The following is a 15,959-nucleotide window of genomic DNA, read 5'->3' on the forward strand; positions in this document are numbered from 1 at the left end:
TAATTTGAGCACATACGCAACCCTGATCGTTTTGAGTGGGCTGGTAATATTTAGTTACCTGTTTGACCTGATAGCAGGCAAAACAAAAATCCCTTCTGTTATTTTATTGCTATTGCTTGGCATTGGTATACGATTAGGTGTTGACTATTTTCAGTTACCAATTATTAACCTCGGCAAAATATTACCTGCCCTGGGTACTTTAGGTTTAATACTTATTGTGTTTGAAGGCGCACTGGAGCTTAAGTATAGCCAAGATAAAAATACTGTCATCAAAAAATCGTTCGTTTCGGCGCTTTGTATTTTATTATTAACATCCTGCCTTATAACAGCAGCTTTTGTTTATATAAGCGGGCAAAGCATTTACCATTGCTTTATAAATGCTATTCCGTTTTGCGTTGTAAGCTCCGCCATTGCCATTCCATCGGCATCACACATCAGTAAAGACAAAAAAGAATTTATTATTTACGAGTCCTCTTTTTCGGATATACTCACAGTAGTACTTTTTAATTTCATGATAAGCAATAAACATATCTATGTGTCGTCATTTGCAAGGCTTGGCGCCGAATTGATATTGATATTGCTGGTAGCGTGTGGCTCCTGCCTGTTGCTATTATATTTAATAGGCAGGTTAACACATCATATCAAATCTTTCCTTATCATCTCCATACTGATCTTAGTTTACAGTATTGGCCAATCTTACCACTTGTCTTCATTAATAATTGTATTAGCCTTAGGCTTATTTTTAAATAATGCCGGCCAGATAAAAATAACGTGGTTTCGTAAAGTGTTTATTTACCCAACGCTTGGGCACGACATTAAACAACTATTCCAACTATCTGCAGAAAGCGCATTTATTATGCGTACGTTCTTTTTTATAGTATTTGGTTTCAGTATAAACATTTACCAGTTGGAGGATATTGCCACACTGGTAAACGGCGCTTTTGTGCTGATGTTGATTTACCTGGTAAGATTTGCATACCTTAAGCTGGTACTTAAAGGAAGCCTGATGCCAGAGTTGGTTATTATTCCGCGCGGATTGATAAGTGTATTGCTCTTTTACAATTTACCTGAAGACCTTAAAATACCCCAGGTTGGAACCGGTTTGTTGTTTTTGGTGATATTGGGTACCAGCGTTATCATGAGCCTGGGGCTGTTAAGTACTAAAAAACAAGCAAACCAGGAATTTAAGGATGTTTAAGGCGTAGTCAGCGCTACCGGAAGTATCCTGCCATTAAAAAACTTATGACCAGTTAAGGCAAAATCGGCAATGTATTTACCCATTTCAAAGGCCATAACCGGCGACTCATAACCCGGAAAAGCAGCCTCCAGCATTTCTGTTTGTGCAGAGCCAAGCGCCAGGCAGTTTACTTTTATGCCTTGTTCGTTCAGCTCCTGCGCAAGGCATTCTGTAAGCGTATGTAATGCCGCTTTACTTGCTGAGTAAGCCGATAAGCCAGGAAATTTAGCGCTTCCCTGGAAACCGCCCATACTACCTATGTTAACAATGTGTGATCCGCTCATCATAAATTGCAACAGGTTCTGAATAATGCGTACATGGCCCAGGTAGTTACTTTGCAGCATCTCTACAAAGTCCATTTCCTGTAACTTCATAAATGGCTTATTAACTAAAACGCCTGCATTATTGATCAGTACATCTACCCTGCCGTCCAAATTGGCATCGATGAATTGCTGTAAGCCGGTATAGTCATCATGAACAATATCAAACGCTATGGCGTACAGGATACAATCTGGGTTAAGGCTCTTAGATATTTCAAGCAGCTTCTCGAGTTTGGCTTGGGAGCGTGCCAGAGCTATTACCTTGTGTTTTCCGGAAGATGTCAATTCGATAACTGCCTCGAATCCTACGCCGCTGCTGGCGCCTGTTATTATAATGTTCATAAAGTAAACGGATCAATCAATTTCACTTTATCGCCAAGAGCTTTAAAGTCGGCAATATTGTTAGTTAAAAGCGGTTGATTTTGAACCAATGCAGTTGCATAAATGATTGCATCAGGAAGTTTAATGCGGTTATTCTTTCTTATTTCGATTGTTGTTGCAGCTATGTCGTCAGACAATGATAAAATGCTAAGTTCATTGCATAAATCAATAAGCAATTGTTGCTCTGCTTGATTTTTAAATGCATAGCCTAACGCTTCAATTTTAGTGATAACCGAAATTGATGCATGTTCTAAAAAAACTCTTTTTGGTGATAAAATGTATTTTGAAAGATAAATCAGGACATTCGTATCAAAAATCACGATCCCATTCCTTTCTTATCTCGCGTTGCCATTTGGATGGGTCTTTAATCTCATTAAACAAATTTTGTCCTTTTGCTTTATCCAAAATAGCAGTTATACGCTCATATTGAGTAGATGGCTCTTTAAAAAAAGTAGACTCATTTTCTTCCTCAACCTCGTGCACATACGGAATTTCACTCAGTATTCTTTTGAGTGATTCTGTACGTTCGTCATCAACTTTTACAATCAGCGTTGTCATAGCTCTAAATTAGCAAACAAATATCAAACCACCAATTTCTCTTCTACCGGATGCTTTATAAGGTACAAACCATCGTCTATCAGCTTTTTATACAGAAGCTCTTTTGCGGCTTTGTTTTCCAAAAACTGCCTTATTTCTTTTGCCAGTTCCGGTTCAGCGTTTTCATGCTCTAATATTTCAAGTATTTCCAGCGCACACAACCAATCATCATGGTGATGTTTTTGGAGCACCATCCATACATTACCTAAAAAACCAAAGTCGCCCTTATTTTGCCTGCGGTTACGTACCTGTTGGTACAATTGGTGCAACTCCTTGGTACGAGGATCATAATCGGGATGGTGCGTATTTGTGTTTGATTTTAAGGATATTTCTAAAAACGCGTCCTTATCTGCAGCACCGCAATATACAGAAACAATGCGTTCACCCACTGCCATATCATAAACGCCCCAGGATGGGTCAAAAAGCGTATGCTGTTGCTTATCTGTTACCGTACAATTTATAAAGCTGATAAGCTGGATCCTATCATCCATTAATGCAATACTTTTTACTTCACCTGATACAGTAATGCCCGAAGCAAACTCAAGCAGCGCGAGCTTACCTGCTTCTATGCCAGCATTTTGCAAATCTTCACTGGTATAATCTTCCAATGCTTTTTTACCGCTTCTTAATCTTCCTACCGGAGAACTGAACCCATCTTTATGATAATCTTTACCATGCCCGCTAAGCTGTTTATTGTTAAAAGCCAGCGCGGTCGGTCCGGTGGTTTTTACAAATACCGCATTGCCTTCATGCCCCTCAAACCCTGTAAATACGCCTGAAACCTGCAAACCGGAACTATAAACCGCTGTACAAACATTTTTACTGCCTACAGCCTTTTGCAGCCCATAAACTCCACCGCGCCGAAAGGCCATGGTATCTGCAAATTGCTCCAATACATCAATAAGGCTTTGAAAAGTTGGCGTTACAAAAAGCTGCGGCTGGGGCTTGGTGATATCATAAGGGTAGTTGACCGCATCAATCGTATAAGGTAACTTTTTTACATCAGGCTTCATACAACTGGCGCTTTCGCCAATAGACGATAGTAAACCCGCGCCATAAATTTTGGGATCTTCCGGCGTACCTATCAGGCCGTACTCCACCGTCCACCAGTGCAGGCGGCTCAGCAAGGCCATTTCTGATGGCTCACCCATGTTAGCTTGCTGCCAATCAACCCTATCTTCTGCTTTTTTGATAACAGCCTCATCTGCATCAGGCATTTCCTTTAAAATAGATAGCTGTCGTATAGCCTCATAAAGCTCAAAATCTTCTGCACTAAACATCGCTTTTGACCCTATTGAGCCAAAGTAGCTTAGGTACTCATGATAATCCTTATCAGCAATTATAGGCGCATGCCCGGCCGACTCATGTATGATATCCGGCGCAGGGGTATATTCTATATGATTAAGCTGGCGGATATCTGCCGCTATCACCAGCACGCGGTATGCCTGGTACTCCATAAACGCTGCAGGCGGTATAAAACCATCAACGGTTACAGCTCCCCAACCTATTTTACCCAAAGCATCATTCATTTCCTGCAGGTCGGGTATTTTTTCTATGGTGAGGCCGGCCTTCTGTAATCCCGGGATGTAAGGGTAATAGGCTACATCCTTTAAATAGCTGTAATTTTGCCGCATCACATACCGCCACACAGCCTGATCTACCGGCGTGTAATGCTCGTAGTGTTGATCTACAATAAATTGTTTTAAATGGCATGGCAACGCAGCAACCTGCGGATTGTTAAAATCATTGAATCGGCTCATTACGGTTTGTTGGTTTATAACAAAACGTAAAATTATTTATATTGGTTCATTATACCTGATAACAAGGTATGTTTAACATTTTATTAATCAATATTTTGTTAAACAAAATTTTTCAATATCTAATTCCGGTTTATAACTTGTTTTCAGAATTAAAATCGCCTTTATTTAAACCTTCTTCTAAGCGGCTGGGGCGTATTACATAGTACAAGCCCAACAAGGCAACCATTATGGAGATGATATAAAAAGTGCCTGGTAAAAAAACCGCCAGGCTTTTTTCCATCGGAAAAAATTTGGTAAGATAAGTAAAAACGGTTTCGCGCACGCCGGCACCGCCTATGCTTATAGGTATAACCGTTGCCAGGGCTGATACCAGGAAAGACAGCAGGTAGGGTGAAAATTTACCTGTGAAGTTTTGCCCTAACAGAATGCACACAATGGCAAGCACCTGTAAACCCTGCACCGCAACTGCCTTGGCATGCGCGGCAAAAAAATGACGGGTATACTCCCTGAAAAATTTATAGGCAACAAAGTAATAAATGATTGAACCGCCAATAAATATGGATAACGGAATACCAATATGTATATCTATCTGCGGTATCAGAAATATCAGCGCGACTATAATGAGCCCAATAGCCCAAAGCCCGCTAAGCCTGTCAAACATAATTGCCCAAAACACCTTTTTGGCCGGCAGCTTATAGTTTTTGTTCAGCAGGTAGATCTTGTATCCATCGCCCCCAATACCCCCCGGAAGCAGAAAGTTATAGAAAAGGCCAAGCAGGTATAGCCTGAAGTTAAATCGCGGATCGAGCTTAAGATCAATGGATTTGAAAAAGCTGGACAGCCGCCAGGAAGATATTACTATGGAGAAAAAGAAGCACAGTAAAGCGGCAAACATCCACCAGTAATTGGCATTGATAAGCCGTTCCTTTACCTCATTAAAATCAACCTTGCGGAACACAAAGTACAAAAGCACCGAGGTGACCGCAAACTTAAGCACTACTTTGGTTACGTTCCATAAAGTGTCTTTCCAGGTTTTAGGCTTCAGCGCCTTCTCCGTTTCTTCAACTTCGGTTTCTGCAATGTCTTTCATGCGGTTGCAAAGCTATGCATTTTTAATTGATGTTATAGTTCAGCTACTTTTTAACTGTATTAGGGCAGATTTGTTATATAAGATGAGTGTAATTTTAAGATCAATTCAATAAAATCAGGGTATTTAAATCGCTGTAATCCTCACAATAATTGCGTACTTTTGCGCCAAATTTTATAAACGCTATGGGTAAGGTAAAAGTAGGTTTAGTGCAGATGAGCTGCACTGCTAATAAGCAGGAAAATCTGGATAAAGCTATAGGCAAAGTGCGTGAGGCAGCTGCCAAAGGCGCCCAGATTATATGCTTGCAGGAGCTTTTTACATCACTTTATTTTTGCGATGTTGAGAATTACGACAATTTTAAACTGGCCGAGCCTATCCCCGGCCCGTCTACAGATGCTTTGTCGGCCGTTGCAGCCGAGCTGGGTGTTGTAATCATCGCCTCTTTGTTTGAGAAACGCGCGCAGGGCGTTTACCATAATACCACTGCTGTATTAGATGCAGATGGCGCTTACCTGGGTAAGTACCGCAAAATGCATATTCCTGACGACCCGGGCTTTTATGAAAAATTTTACTTTACCCCGGGCGATCTGGGCTATAAGGTTTTCAAAACCAAATTTGCTACAATAGGTGTATTGATCTGCTGGGACCAGTGGTATCCCGAAGCTGCCCGTATTACCGGGTTAATGGGTGCCGAAATTTTGTTTTACCCAACCGCCATAGGCTGGGCATCTACCCAGGATGATATCACCAACACAGAGCAATACAACGCATGGCAAACTATACAGCGCTCACACGCTATTGCAAATGGTGTGCATGTGGTAAGCGTTAACCGCTCTGGCGAAGAAGCCGGTTTACGTTTCTGGGGCGGTTCGTTTGTGTCTAATCCCTTTGGGACGGTAATGTATCAGGCGCCTCACCACGAAGAAGCCATCGAGGTGTTGGAACTGGATACTGATAAAAGCGACTACTACCGAAGTCACTGGCCGTTCCTGCGCGACAGACGCATTGACAGCTATCAGCCGATAACGAAACGCCTTTTAGATAACGATTAATAATAATATCATTACCCATGTCATTGCGAGCGATAGCGAAGCAATCTCATACGCATGCTTATCATGTATGCTGAGATTGCTTCGTCGTACCTCCTCGCAATGACATAATATATACTCGCATCATGAGCCAACCATCGACTATTGACTTACCTGCTTCAGCAGGGTTTACCTTCCCTGCCGAATGGGCGCAGCACACAGCCACCTGGCTGAGCTGGCCGCACAAGGAGGCTTCATGGCCTGGTAAACTGGGAATGATTTATGGCAAGTATGCCGAGTTTATCAAAGTACTTACCGAGGGCGAGATTGTGCGTATCAACGTGGTTGATGAGCAGATGCAAGCTTTTGCTAAGCAGCAGTTACAGCTTGTTGGCGCCGACCTGAGCAAGGTTGAGTTCTTTTTGTTCCCTACCAATGATGCCTGGTGCCGCGACCATGGCCCTGCATTTTTGGTGAACTACGCAGAAAAGAAAAAGGTGATTGTTGACTGGGGTTATAATGCCTGGGGCGATAAATACCCTCCGTATGATCTTGATGATGTAATACCAACTAAAATTGCGCAGCGCTTTAACCTGCCGGTTTATCATCCGGGCATTGTGATGGAAGGCGGTTCGGTTGACTTTAATGGCGCCGGTACCGTTTTAACTACTACTGCGTGCCTTTTAAATCAAAACCGTAACCCGCATTTAAACCAGCAGCAGATTGAAAGCTACCTCCAAAACTACTACGGCGTAAAACAGATACTTTGGCTGGGCGACGGTATTGTAGGCGACGATACGGACGGCCACATCGACGACATTACCCGTTTTGTAAACACCGATACCGTGGTTACTGTAGTTGAAGAGAATAAAAACGACGAAAACTATCATATACTGCAGGAAAACCTCCAAACGCTTAAAACAATGCGCTTGTTAAACGGCAAACAGCTTAACATTATTGAGCTACCCATGCCAGATCCGGTGATCTATGATGATCAGCGCCTGCCTGCATCTTATGCTAATTTTTACATAGGCAATTCTGCCGTGGTGGTACCCACCTATCGTTCAAAACAGGATGACAAGGCTTTAGACATCATCCAAGGCTGTTTCCCGGACAGAAAAGTTGTAGGTATCGATTCAACTGATATTATCTGGGGGCTGGGTAGTTTCCATTGCCTTAGTCAGCAGGAACCGGCGGTGTAAGTAACACCGCCTAATTTTTTACCGACAATTCTCCCGCGCTTACCGACATCTTTAATGATGTTGCCAATGTTGGGTTTGGTAATCTGTAATCTTCCATTACTTTTGGCTAACATTAAAATTAAGATAACCATGTCCAACAATATAAATATTCCCAACAAGACCCCTAAAACCAAAGTGATGTTTGGGGCTGTCTTGCTCATCATAGGTGTTTACCTGCTTTTAAGACAATTCGGCATACTTTTTATTCCAGACTCTATAGACCTTTGGCCGCTATGGCTTATTTTCTGGGGCGTGGTAGTTGGAGCCCGTAACAATTACCAAAAATCATCAGGCATTATATTAATAGGTCTGGGCGTTATCTTCATGATAACAGAGAACATTCATAATGCCGACAGCTTTGTTTGGCCAATAGCCATCATTGCCCTTGGCTTTTGGATCATGTCTAAAAAAAGCCATAAAACACCAGCTTTTGATAACAATTACTGGGACAAAAAATACCGTACCGATTTTCAGGCCGCTCCAGAAGCTCAGTCAACAGACTTCAACGATGCAACTTTTAACACTTCATCAACTGATGTTCCACCGGTACAGCCTGCAGGCTCAGTTCCTCCGCCATCCCAAGAAGACTTTTTAGATGCTACAGCCATTTTTGGCGGTGTAAATAAAACCATCCTTTCTAAAAACTTCCAGGGTGGCGATATCACTAACATCTTTGGTGGTGCCGAGCTTGATTTTACTCAGGCCGACATTAATGGACGGGTGGTGATTGATATTACACAGGTGTTTGGCGGCATTAAACTGATCGTTCCGGCTAACTGGCATGTGGTGCCTGATCTGGCAGCGGTTTTTGCCGGGGTAGACGACAGGCGTATCAAAACCACTAAACCTATCAATAACGATAAAGTATTGGTATTAAAAGGTGTATCTCTATTTGCTGGGGTAGATATCCGTAGTTATTAATAATTATAGATAACCATTGAAAGGAGCACGACATGAACTGGTATGTAGCTAAATTAGTTTTCAGGGTAATTAGTGGCAATGGCGACCACAGCGCACAGTTTGATGAGCAATTAAGGTTGATAAATGCCGATACCGAACAGCAGGCCTTTGAAAAGGCAAGCTTTATTGGGCACGCTAACCAGGATAGCTTCCTGAACGTGCAGAAACAAACAGTTAAATGGCAGTTTATTGATGTTGCAGAACTAAATGTTTTAAGCGACCTTAAAGATGGGACAGAACTTTACTACAACATACATGAAGCGCCAGACCCCGACCTTTACATTAAGTGGGCTCATCATAAAAGCGCCCTTTTAGGTACAAGAAATTAAATTCAATCAACACTAAATAAAAGGCTTTGGCTGCGTCTACATTATCACAATCAAAATTAATAGGAGCTTTTGCTACCTGTGGGTTGGTTTGGACTGCCCTGCAGATGTACATTATTCATAGCTTTGGCTTTGAATGGTTAACAGCAGGTGTTGATAGTGTGCTTAGCGCAATACTGCTTACTATAGCCTGCTGGCTCATTAATAACAATTTGCGTTACTATCAGCCAGATAGGGAAAGCTATATATTCCTTTTTATCTGGTGCGCTGCATTGGCGATAGCATGCGCTGCAGGCTGCCGTTACATACTACCGCTGTTTAACATGGGGCAGGTGTACTTTAACTTTCTGCAGCAATCACTTATCATCCGGTTTTTTACCTTGTTTTTAGCCATTGGGTGGATGGCCATGATCAGCGCTTTATGGTATACCCAACTGGATCATAAACGTACCGAGCAACGCAAAACCGAGGCCGAGAAACTTGCCCGCGATGCCGAGCTTTATAATCTGCGCCAGCAGTTACAACCACACTTTTTGTTCAACAGCCTTAACTCTATCAACGCGCTTATTGGTTTTAAGCCAGAGCTTGCCCGGAAGATGATCCATCAACTATCGGACTTTTTGAGGGGGACACTGAAAAAAGATGAACAGCTATTGGTACCACTCAACGATGAACTGGCGCACCTTAATCTTTACCTTGATATAGAAAAGGTACGCTTTGGCCATCGCCTGCAAACAGAGATCAGCTGCGACAAAGCCTGCGGCGAAGCCAATCTCCCGTCATTGCTGTTACAACCACTGGTGGAGAATGCCATAAAATTTGGTTTGTATGATACAACTGATGAGGTTACTATCAGCGTAAGGGCCGAAATGGAAGATCAGTACCTGGTCATCATGATACAAAATCCGTATGATCCAAAAACCTCACGCCCGCGTAAAGGCACCGGTTTTGGCTTAAGCGGGGTGCAGCGCCGGTTATATTTGATATTTGCGCGTAACGATTTGATGGAAACTCACGCAAATGATAATATATTTACAACCATTATAAAAGTACCGCAGTTATGATCAGCGCTTTAATTATTGATGACGAGCCTTTGGCACGCATGGTTGTACAGGAATATTTACTCGATTTTCCGCAGATTGAAGTTTTACAGGAATGTGGCGATGGCTTTGAAGGCTTAAAAGCCATACAGCAGCACCAGCCCGACCTGATATTTCTGGATGTACAGATGCCCAAGATAAACGGCTTTGAGATGCTGGAGCTGGTTGACCAGCCACCTGCGGTGATCTTTGCCACCGCATTTGATGAATATGCTATAAAGGCATTTGAAGCCCATGCGGTTGATTACCTGCTTAAGCCCTTTAGTAAAGAGCGTTTCCATAAGGCTATTGATAAGCTGCTGGCACAGGCACCAGCAGGGCCAACACCCGTAACTAAAACCAATCCCTTGTTAGAGGAAGCGGCACAATCCCCGGCACAAAACGAGCGTATTGTGGTTAAAACAGGCACCAAAGTAAAAATCATAGCCGTACAGGATGTAGAATACCTGCAAGCCGATGACGACTATGTAAGCGTGGTGACATCAGAGGGCGCATTCCTGAAAAACAAAACAATGGCCTTTTTCGAAAAGACGCTGGATCCAAGGCATTTTGTACGTGTTCACCGCTCATACATCGTAGCTATTGAGCAAATCACCCGCCTTGACCCTTATGAAAAAGACAGCCACCTGGCGATACTTAAATCAGGGGCAAAAATACCGGTCAGCAAAACTGGCTACGCCAAGTTAAAACAGGTGCTGGGTATATAAGCCTTCATCTTTCAAATTGCCAGATTTTTTCTGTTACCATAGCTTGCTGCAATTCTTTTTTGAATTGCCTGCATGAGTTGAATTGCAATCGTTTTAATAATCTGCACTCAAGGGAAAGTAAAAAAGAATCGTCTTCAAATGGCCAGGGGTTGATAGTCAACTTGCCATCGGGCTTTGTCATTAGTTTATATTGTTTATCATCCGGCCCGCGGCTTACTTCAATTACCCGGTGCTCGGGTTGCAGGTCATGCTGTGCAAGCAGCAATGAAAGCGCGTCGCACCATTCCATGAGTCCGTAAGACTTATTTGCTTCCTCAGCGGTAATTTTTAATTCTTTTAACCATTTAACCTGCAGTTTTTTCTCCTCCTCTAAAAAACGTTTGGCTGCAGGATTGCTTTCCGCCTCGGCCGAGTGCAGGAATGCCATGTGTATAGAAGTAAGCAAAGCAATGTAGCGGCTCTTGGATAATGAAAAATCATGCAGCCTGCGACAATGCTCCGCATCAAACTTTTTCATTTTAAAGTTTACCGGGCCGCCCTGTTCGGTAAGCAGATCATCAGCTTCTAATTCTGTTTGGGCATCATCATGGTCGGCAATGGCTATTATTGTTTCCACCCAGCGTTCGGGCCGTAAAGCCTTTTGCCAGTGAATGGCTATTTGGGCGGCAAGTAATCCGTGCGACCGCTGTAATACTATTTCCCAGCCCTGTTCGGTATAATTCACTATCATCCAAATGATAATGAACTATTATGAAAATTGTTTTTGCGCTTACTGCCAGTGTTTAATGTTATCGCTCAGATCATAAACCGGAACATCTTCAACAACTGAAGTGATAATACCTACGGCCGCGGCCGAACGGTAACCTGCCGCGCAATGCACAACAATTGGTTGATCAGTCGGAATTTCGCTCACCCGCTCCCTTAGTTCGGGCAATGGTATAGTAAGGGCATTATTGAAAAGTTTACCTGAGTTTATTTCGCCCCAATTGCGTACATCTACAATTGTATAGTTTTGAGGATTGGCTTTAAACGCTTCAACATCCAACTTTGCTGATTTTTCTACAGCTGTAGACGGCGTTAACACAGCAGCGCGTATGTTACCCTCATAACCGATTTTGGCGGCTTTAGCTATAGCAATGTCCAATGCCTCTGTATCGCTACCAATCAGGTAAAAAGCTTCTTCAGGACCTACGACCGAACCCAGCCATGTTTCAAATTTTTCACCGTCCTGCAGGTTTATAGAGCGTTTTACATGCCCGTTACGGTAATCTTCTTTAGGGCGGATATCAATAAACAAAGCGTCATTATCCAGGCTGATCTCTTCTACCGGTTTTGATACGTTGGCAATACTTTCGGCATAAGCCGGTGCGCCGGTCTTGTTAAGCTCCACATCATATCGAAAATATTTAGGCATAAAGGGCTGATCGGCCATTAGGATTTTAACAAAAGCCAGCTCATCCATCAACTGCAGCGCGTAATTTTCGCGCAGTTCTTTGCCTATGGTGGTTTGCAGATCGGGACTCATGCTTTTACCGCACAACGAGCCCGGGCCATGCGCGGGGTAAACGGTAACATCTGGCGGCAGTGTCATCAGTTTCTCGCGGGTAGAATGGTACATCTGCCTGGCAAGTTCTTCTTTTTTAGCTGTGATGTTTCCTGCTGTTTCACGCAGGTCCGGGCGACCTACATCCCCGGCAAAAAGCGTATCGCCGGTAAATATGGCACAATCCTTACCGCTTTCATTTTCTACCAAAATGCAAATAGAATCGGGTGAATGGCCGGGTGTGTTGATGGCTTTTAAGCTGATATCTTCCAGTTTAATCACATCCCCATCGTCAAAAGCCTCATGCGGGTACTCGGCACCTGCGAGTTTACTCACATAAATTGTAGCGCCGGTGGTTTGATGTATCTCCAGGTGGGCGCTCACAAAATCGGCGTGCGGATGGGTCTCTATAACGCCAACTATGCTTGCCTCATGTAATTCGGCAAAATCATAATAAGGCTGCGGGTTACGCGCCGGGTCAATAACAATCATCTTTCCGCTACGCACAATGGCATAAGATGCATGTGCCAGCCCTTTATCATAAAACTGGTGTATTATCATAATGTGTCAGTGCCGCAAAGATAGGATTTTAATACAGTGCATAATGCGTTCGGTAACTTGTTTACAATTGGCTTAAAAACAACGGCGCTTTGTACAAAGCGCCGTTGCAAACAACCAACTAAAAACGCTTACCCACACCAACAGCAATTATCCAGGGGTCTATTTTTACATGTGCCGGAATATTTTGTAATACCGGTGATAAAGACGGGTTACCAGCCGGAGTAAGGTTAGATGCATCTACAACTACATCTGTACGCAGGAACAACTTCTTAACATCAGCATTGATGAAAATGGTTTTTGAGATATCATAATCGAAACCTAACTGAGCCGCAAAGGAAAACTTGTTTTTATAATCAATGCCTTTCACTACAGGGCCTTCATCCGCATTATAAAATATCGTGTAGTTTACGCCTGCACCAACATAAGGTTTAAAGTTGCCTACAGGCAGGTGATATTGCAAGGTCAACGTTGGTGGCAACAGCCAAACTTTTCCCAGATTAACATCTGCAGATGAGCTTGCCCCTATGGCCGACAGATCTGAAGCTTTAGTACTTACTTTGTGCTTCGTGGTACCCAAAATCAGTTCGGCAGAGAAATTATCGGCAAAGAAATAGGTGAAGTCCAGTTCGGGTATAAAAGAATTGCTCAGGCTTGGCTTTCCGCCTATTACGCCTGCCGTTCCGCTTTCCTGCGGCACTACCGCAGCGGCGCGCAAACGGATATCCCACTCATTTTTATGCTGGGCTAAAACACTTAAGGATGAAAACAGAATAACGGACAGGGTTAAGATAAAATACTTTTTCATAACAATTTTATTAGTTGGTTCAAAAGTATTTGCCGGCAGGATTAACTATCCTGATGAAAGGCACCTGCTTATATGATTATGGTCATATAACAACAAAGCCCGGCATTAGCCGGGCTTCGTCATGAAATAGCTGATCGCGGTTGATTACCAAACCTTGATCCTGTCTTCAGGTTTTTTGTAAAGTTTATCTCCCGGTTTCACCTCAAATGCGGCATACCATGCATCCATATTGGTAACAGGCGCGTTGGTACGGAATTGCTCGGGCGAGTGTGGGTCAGTCAGTATCCGTTGCGCGGCGGCTTCCGGGCGCTGCGAGCCTCTCCAAACCTGTGCCCATGATAAAAAGAAACGCTGGTCGGGCGTAAAGCCATCGATCTTTGTGTTTGATTGCCCTTGTTTGGTTTTCTTGAAAGCTTCATAAGCAACATTTAAGCCACCTAAATCAGCCAGGTTTTCACCCAGTGTCAGTTTACCGTTTACATGCATGGTATCCAGTACGGTAAAAGCATTATACTGGTTTTCCACCAGTGTCGCTCGGCTCTGAAACTTCTCAGCATCCTCTTTAGTCCACCAATCGCGCAGGGTACCATCGGCATCATAGCGGCGGCCCTGGTCGTCAAAACCGTGGGTCATCTCGTGTCCTATGACTGCACCTATCCCGCCATAGTTTACAGCATCATCCGCCCCAAAATCAAAGAATGGAAACTGCAATATACCGGCGGGGAAAGCAATTTCGTTATTAGTTGGGCTATAGTAAGCGTTTACGGTTGGCGGCGTCATGCCCCAACGGGTCTTGTCAACCGGTCTACCTAAACGGGTAACATTGTAATTGTAGCGCCATATAGCAATGCGCTTAAGGTTACCGGCATAATCATTGCGGTCAATTACCACGCCGTCATATTTTTCCCAGTTATCCGGATAACCGATCTTAACGGTAAAAGCGTTCAGTTTGGCAAGGGCCTTAGCCTTTGTAGCATCGCTCATCCAGTCAAGGCGTTTAATTCGGTCGCCCAAGGTAACCTTAAGGTTATTCACCAGATCTATCATGTATTTTTTTGCCGCAGGCGTAAAATACTTCTCTACGTATAACTGGCCCAATAACTCGCCAAGGCTGCCATCTACCAAGCCGCTCATGCGTTCGTTGCGCGGTGTTTCTACCTGCTGGCCGCTCAAGGCGCTGCTGTAAGCAAAACTTGCTTTAACAAATGGAGAGCTTAATGATGAGGCTGAGTTCCTCAGTACATTCCATTTCAGATAAGTTTTCCAGTCTTCAACAGATGTTGAAGCCAACAATGCATCAATATCCTTAAAAAATGCCGGCTGGCCTACAAGTACGGTATCCTGGCCATTAACCTTTAACATGGGCAATAATTTAACCCAGTTAAGATGCGGGGTAGTTTTGCTGAAATCGGCTACCGAAAATTTGTTGTAGGTAACATTAGGGTCGCGCATGGCTACACGGCTCATTTGCGATTTAGCTAAAGTTTTCTCTAACTCAAACACTGTATTCGCGTTTTTTGAAGCAACATCAGCACTTGAGCCGGTTAGCGTGAACAATGAGGTTATGTAGGTTTTCAGCGCTTCCTGGATCTTTTTAGACCGCGCGTCATCCTTCAAATAATTGTCTCTGTCTGGCAGGCTGGTCCCCCCTTGCCTTAACTGCGTAATATAGGTATCTACATGCTTGGAATCCTGCCCCACGCCAAAGCCAAACAGCGGGCTGCCAACACCATTTACCCTATCATAGATCATTTCATTGATGACGCCCTTCAAGTCGGTGATCTTATCAATACGTGCCAGATCAGCTTTAATAGGTGTATAACTCTTCTTTTCAATAGTGAGGCTATCCATACCACTGGCATACAGGTCACCTACCCTTTGCTTAAGGCTGCCCTTTGGCTGCCCGGTAGTTTTGCTAACCTCGGTAAGCAATTTCAACAACCTGTCGGTATTTTCCTGTCTTAAAATGTTAAAGCTACCCCAGCGTGTTTCTTTAGCAGGAATGGCATTTTGTTTAATCCAGCTTCCATTGGCATATTCAAAAAAGTTGTCGCCCGGTTTTACCGAGAGGTCCATATTAGCGGGGTCAATAAACTTTTTCGGAGGATCATTTGGAGATTTTGCTTTAACAGGCTTGTCGCCGCCTGAGGCAAAAACATTAGCAGAGAGGCATAAAGCACCCATCAGCATTAAATTAGAAAACTTTAACTTCATAATTAAATCAGTAAAAAGCTAAAGTTAAAAATTTAACAGGGGTTGCAGCAAGTATCAGGACGTGTTTTGGCCTTATCTGTTAAACCAGT

General features: G+C 43.4%; 16 protein-coding genes. 7 read left to right on the forward strand and 9 right to left on the reverse strand.

Translation table 11 applies throughout. The features are described from left to right. Positions 1–4: 4 nt before the first annotated feature. The gene (locus ACFQZX_RS02735) at positions 5–1,198 is read left to right on the forward strand and encodes a cation:proton antiporter domain-containing protein (RefSeq protein ID WP_377111092.1); all 1,194 of its coding nucleotides are present in this window, start codon (positions 5–7) and stop codon (positions 1,196–1,198) included. Here ACFQZX_RS02735 and ACFQZX_RS02740 read toward each other — a convergent pair. The 5 genes from ACFQZX_RS02740 to ACFQZX_RS02760 form a co-directional block, all read right to left on the reverse strand. Further along, the gene (locus ACFQZX_RS02740; RefSeq protein WP_377111093.1) at positions 1,195–1,899 is read right to left on the reverse strand and encodes an SDR family NAD(P)-dependent oxidoreductase; all 705 of its coding nucleotides are present in this window, start codon (positions 1,897–1,899) and stop codon (positions 1,195–1,197) included. The genes ACFQZX_RS02735 and ACFQZX_RS02740 overlap by 4 nt on opposite strands. After that, the gene (locus ACFQZX_RS02745) at positions 1,896–2,258 is read right to left on the reverse strand and encodes a type II toxin-antitoxin system VapC family toxin (RefSeq protein ID WP_377111094.1); all 363 of its coding nucleotides are present in this window, start codon (positions 2,256–2,258) and stop codon (positions 1,896–1,898) included. Before ACFQZX_RS02745 ends, ACFQZX_RS02740 begins: the two co-directional genes overlap by 4 nt. Beyond that, on the reverse strand, positions 2,248–2,496 hold the full coding sequence (locus ACFQZX_RS02750; RefSeq protein WP_377111095.1) for a hypothetical protein: 249 nt from the start codon (positions 2,494–2,496) through the stop codon (positions 2,248–2,250). Before ACFQZX_RS02750 ends, ACFQZX_RS02745 begins: the two co-directional genes overlap by 11 nt. Before the next feature lie 23 nt (positions 2,497–2,519). After that, positions 2,520–4,295, reverse strand: a complete 1,776-nt coding sequence (locus tag ACFQZX_RS02755) for an aromatic amino acid hydroxylase (RefSeq protein ID WP_377111096.1) — start codon at positions 4,293–4,295, stop codon at positions 2,520–2,522. Positions 4,296–4,425: 130 nt separating this feature from the next. Beyond that, positions 4,426–5,385: a lysylphosphatidylglycerol synthase transmembrane domain-containing protein gene (locus ACFQZX_RS02760; RefSeq protein WP_377111097.1), complete on the reverse strand. Its 960-nt coding sequence runs from the start codon at positions 5,383–5,385 to the stop codon at positions 4,426–4,428. 182 nt (positions 5,386–5,567) lie between these two features. Here ACFQZX_RS02760 and ACFQZX_RS02765 point away from each other — a divergent pair, with 182 nt between their 5' ends. The 6 genes from ACFQZX_RS02765 (at position 5,568) to ACFQZX_RS02790 (ending at position 10,747) form a co-directional block, all read left to right on the forward strand. Continuing rightward, complete coding sequence (locus ACFQZX_RS02765) at positions 5,568–6,437, forward strand: carbon-nitrogen hydrolase (RefSeq protein WP_377111099.1); 870 nt, start codon at positions 5,568–5,570, stop codon at positions 6,435–6,437. 122 nt (positions 6,438–6,559) lie between these two features. Further along, positions 6,560–7,615 (forward strand): agmatine deiminase family protein, encoded by a 1,056-nt coding sequence (locus ACFQZX_RS02770; protein WP_377111103.1) that lies wholly within the window; start codon positions 6,560–6,562, stop codon positions 7,613–7,615. 129 nt (positions 7,616–7,744) lie between these two features. Further along, positions 7,745–8,575: a LiaF transmembrane domain-containing protein gene (locus ACFQZX_RS02775; RefSeq protein WP_377111104.1), complete on the forward strand. Its 831-nt coding sequence runs from the start codon at positions 7,745–7,747 to the stop codon at positions 8,573–8,575. Between the two features lie 32 nt (positions 8,576–8,607). Continuing rightward, the gene (locus ACFQZX_RS02780) at positions 8,608–8,943 is read left to right on the forward strand and encodes a DUF4288 domain-containing protein (protein WP_377111106.1); all 336 of its coding nucleotides are present in this window, start codon (positions 8,608–8,610) and stop codon (positions 8,941–8,943) included. Between the two features lie 26 nt (positions 8,944–8,969). Continuing rightward, positions 8,970–10,004 carry a sensor histidine kinase gene (locus ACFQZX_RS02785; protein WP_377111108.1) on the forward strand — a complete coding sequence of 345 codons (1,035 nt, stop codon included), beginning with the start codon at positions 8,970–8,972 and terminating at the stop codon, positions 10,002–10,004. Further along, entirely contained in the window at positions 10,001–10,747 is a 747-nt protein-coding gene (locus tag ACFQZX_RS02790; protein ID WP_377111109.1) for a LytR/AlgR family response regulator transcription factor, read from the forward strand. Before ACFQZX_RS02785 ends, ACFQZX_RS02790 begins: the two co-directional genes overlap by 4 nt. 4 nt (positions 10,748–10,751) lie before the next feature. On the opposite strand, the gene ACFQZX_RS02795 is transcribed toward ACFQZX_RS02790, so the two are convergent. The 4 genes from ACFQZX_RS02795 to ACFQZX_RS02810 all read right to left on the reverse strand — a co-directional run bounded on the left by ACFQZX_RS02795 (position 10,752) and on the right by ACFQZX_RS02810 (position 15,870). Beyond that, entirely contained in the window at positions 10,752–11,477 is a 726-nt protein-coding gene (locus ACFQZX_RS02795; protein ID WP_377111111.1) for a DUF3891 family protein, read from the reverse strand. A 39-nt stretch (positions 11,478–11,516) separates the two neighbouring features. Further along, a complete protein-coding gene (locus ACFQZX_RS02800; protein ID WP_377111113.1) occupies positions 11,517–12,851 on the reverse strand; it encodes an MBL fold metallo-hydrolase in 1,335 nt (444 codons plus the stop codon). 118 nt (positions 12,852–12,969) lie between these two features. After that, positions 12,970–13,656 (reverse strand): OmpW/AlkL family protein, encoded by a 687-nt coding sequence (locus ACFQZX_RS02805; RefSeq protein WP_377111115.1) that lies wholly within the window; start codon positions 13,654–13,656, stop codon positions 12,970–12,972. A 144-nt stretch (positions 13,657–13,800) separates the two neighbouring features. After that, positions 13,801–15,870 carry a M13 family metallopeptidase gene (locus tag ACFQZX_RS02810; RefSeq protein WP_377111117.1) on the reverse strand — a complete coding sequence of 690 codons (2,070 nt, stop codon included), beginning with the start codon at positions 15,868–15,870 and terminating at the stop codon, positions 13,801–13,803. Positions 15,871–15,959: the final 89 nt, after the last annotated feature.

It is taken from the genome of Mucilaginibacter litoreus, assembly GCF_042676805.1.
GTDB lineage: Bacteria > Bacteroidota > Bacteroidia > Sphingobacteriales > Sphingobacteriaceae > Mucilaginibacter > Mucilaginibacter litoreus.

Excerpts from the sequence above, each read along its gene's own strand:
- ACFQZX_RS02740 (WP_377111093.1), bottom strand. The coding sequence starts at position 1,899 with ATGAACATTATAATAACAGGCGCCAGCAGCGGCGTAGGATTCGAGGCA.
- ACFQZX_RS02750 (WP_377111095.1), bottom strand. The coding sequence starts at position 2,496 with ATGACAACGCTGATTGTAAAAGTTGATGACGAACGTACAGAATCACTC.
- ACFQZX_RS02755 (WP_377111096.1), bottom strand. The coding sequence starts at position 4,295 with ATGAGCCGATTCAATGATTTTAACAATCCGCAGGTTGCTGCGTTGCCA.
- ACFQZX_RS02760 (WP_377111097.1), bottom strand. The coding sequence starts at position 5,385 with ATGAAAGACATTGCAGAAACCGAAGTTGAAGAAACGGAGAAGGCGCTG.
- ACFQZX_RS02765 (WP_377111099.1), top strand. The coding sequence starts at position 5,568 with ATGGGTAAGGTAAAAGTAGGTTTAGTGCAGATGAGCTGCACTGCTAAT.
- ACFQZX_RS02770 (WP_377111103.1), top strand. The coding sequence starts at position 6,560 with ATGAGCCAACCATCGACTATTGACTTACCTGCTTCAGCAGGGTTTACC.
- ACFQZX_RS02775 (WP_377111104.1), top strand. The coding sequence starts at position 7,745 with ATGTCCAACAATATAAATATTCCCAACAAGACCCCTAAAACCAAAGTG.
- ACFQZX_RS02780 (WP_377111106.1), top strand. The coding sequence starts at position 8,608 with ATGAACTGGTATGTAGCTAAATTAGTTTTCAGGGTAATTAGTGGCAAT.
- ACFQZX_RS02790 (WP_377111109.1), top strand. The coding sequence starts at position 10,001 with ATGATCAGCGCTTTAATTATTGATGACGAGCCTTTGGCACGCATGGTT.
- ACFQZX_RS02795 (WP_377111111.1), bottom strand. The coding sequence starts at position 11,477 with ATGATAGTGAATTATACCGAACAGGGCTGGGAAATAGTATTACAGCGG.
- ACFQZX_RS02800 (WP_377111113.1), bottom strand. The coding sequence starts at position 12,851 with ATGATAATACACCAGTTTTATGATAAAGGGCTGGCACATGCATCTTAT.
- ACFQZX_RS02805 (WP_377111115.1), bottom strand. The coding sequence starts at position 13,656 with ATGAAAAAGTATTTTATCTTAACCCTGTCCGTTATTCTGTTTTCATCC.
- ACFQZX_RS02810 (WP_377111117.1), bottom strand. The coding sequence starts at position 15,870 with ATGAAGTTAAAGTTTTCTAATTTAATGCTGATGGGTGCTTTATGCCTC.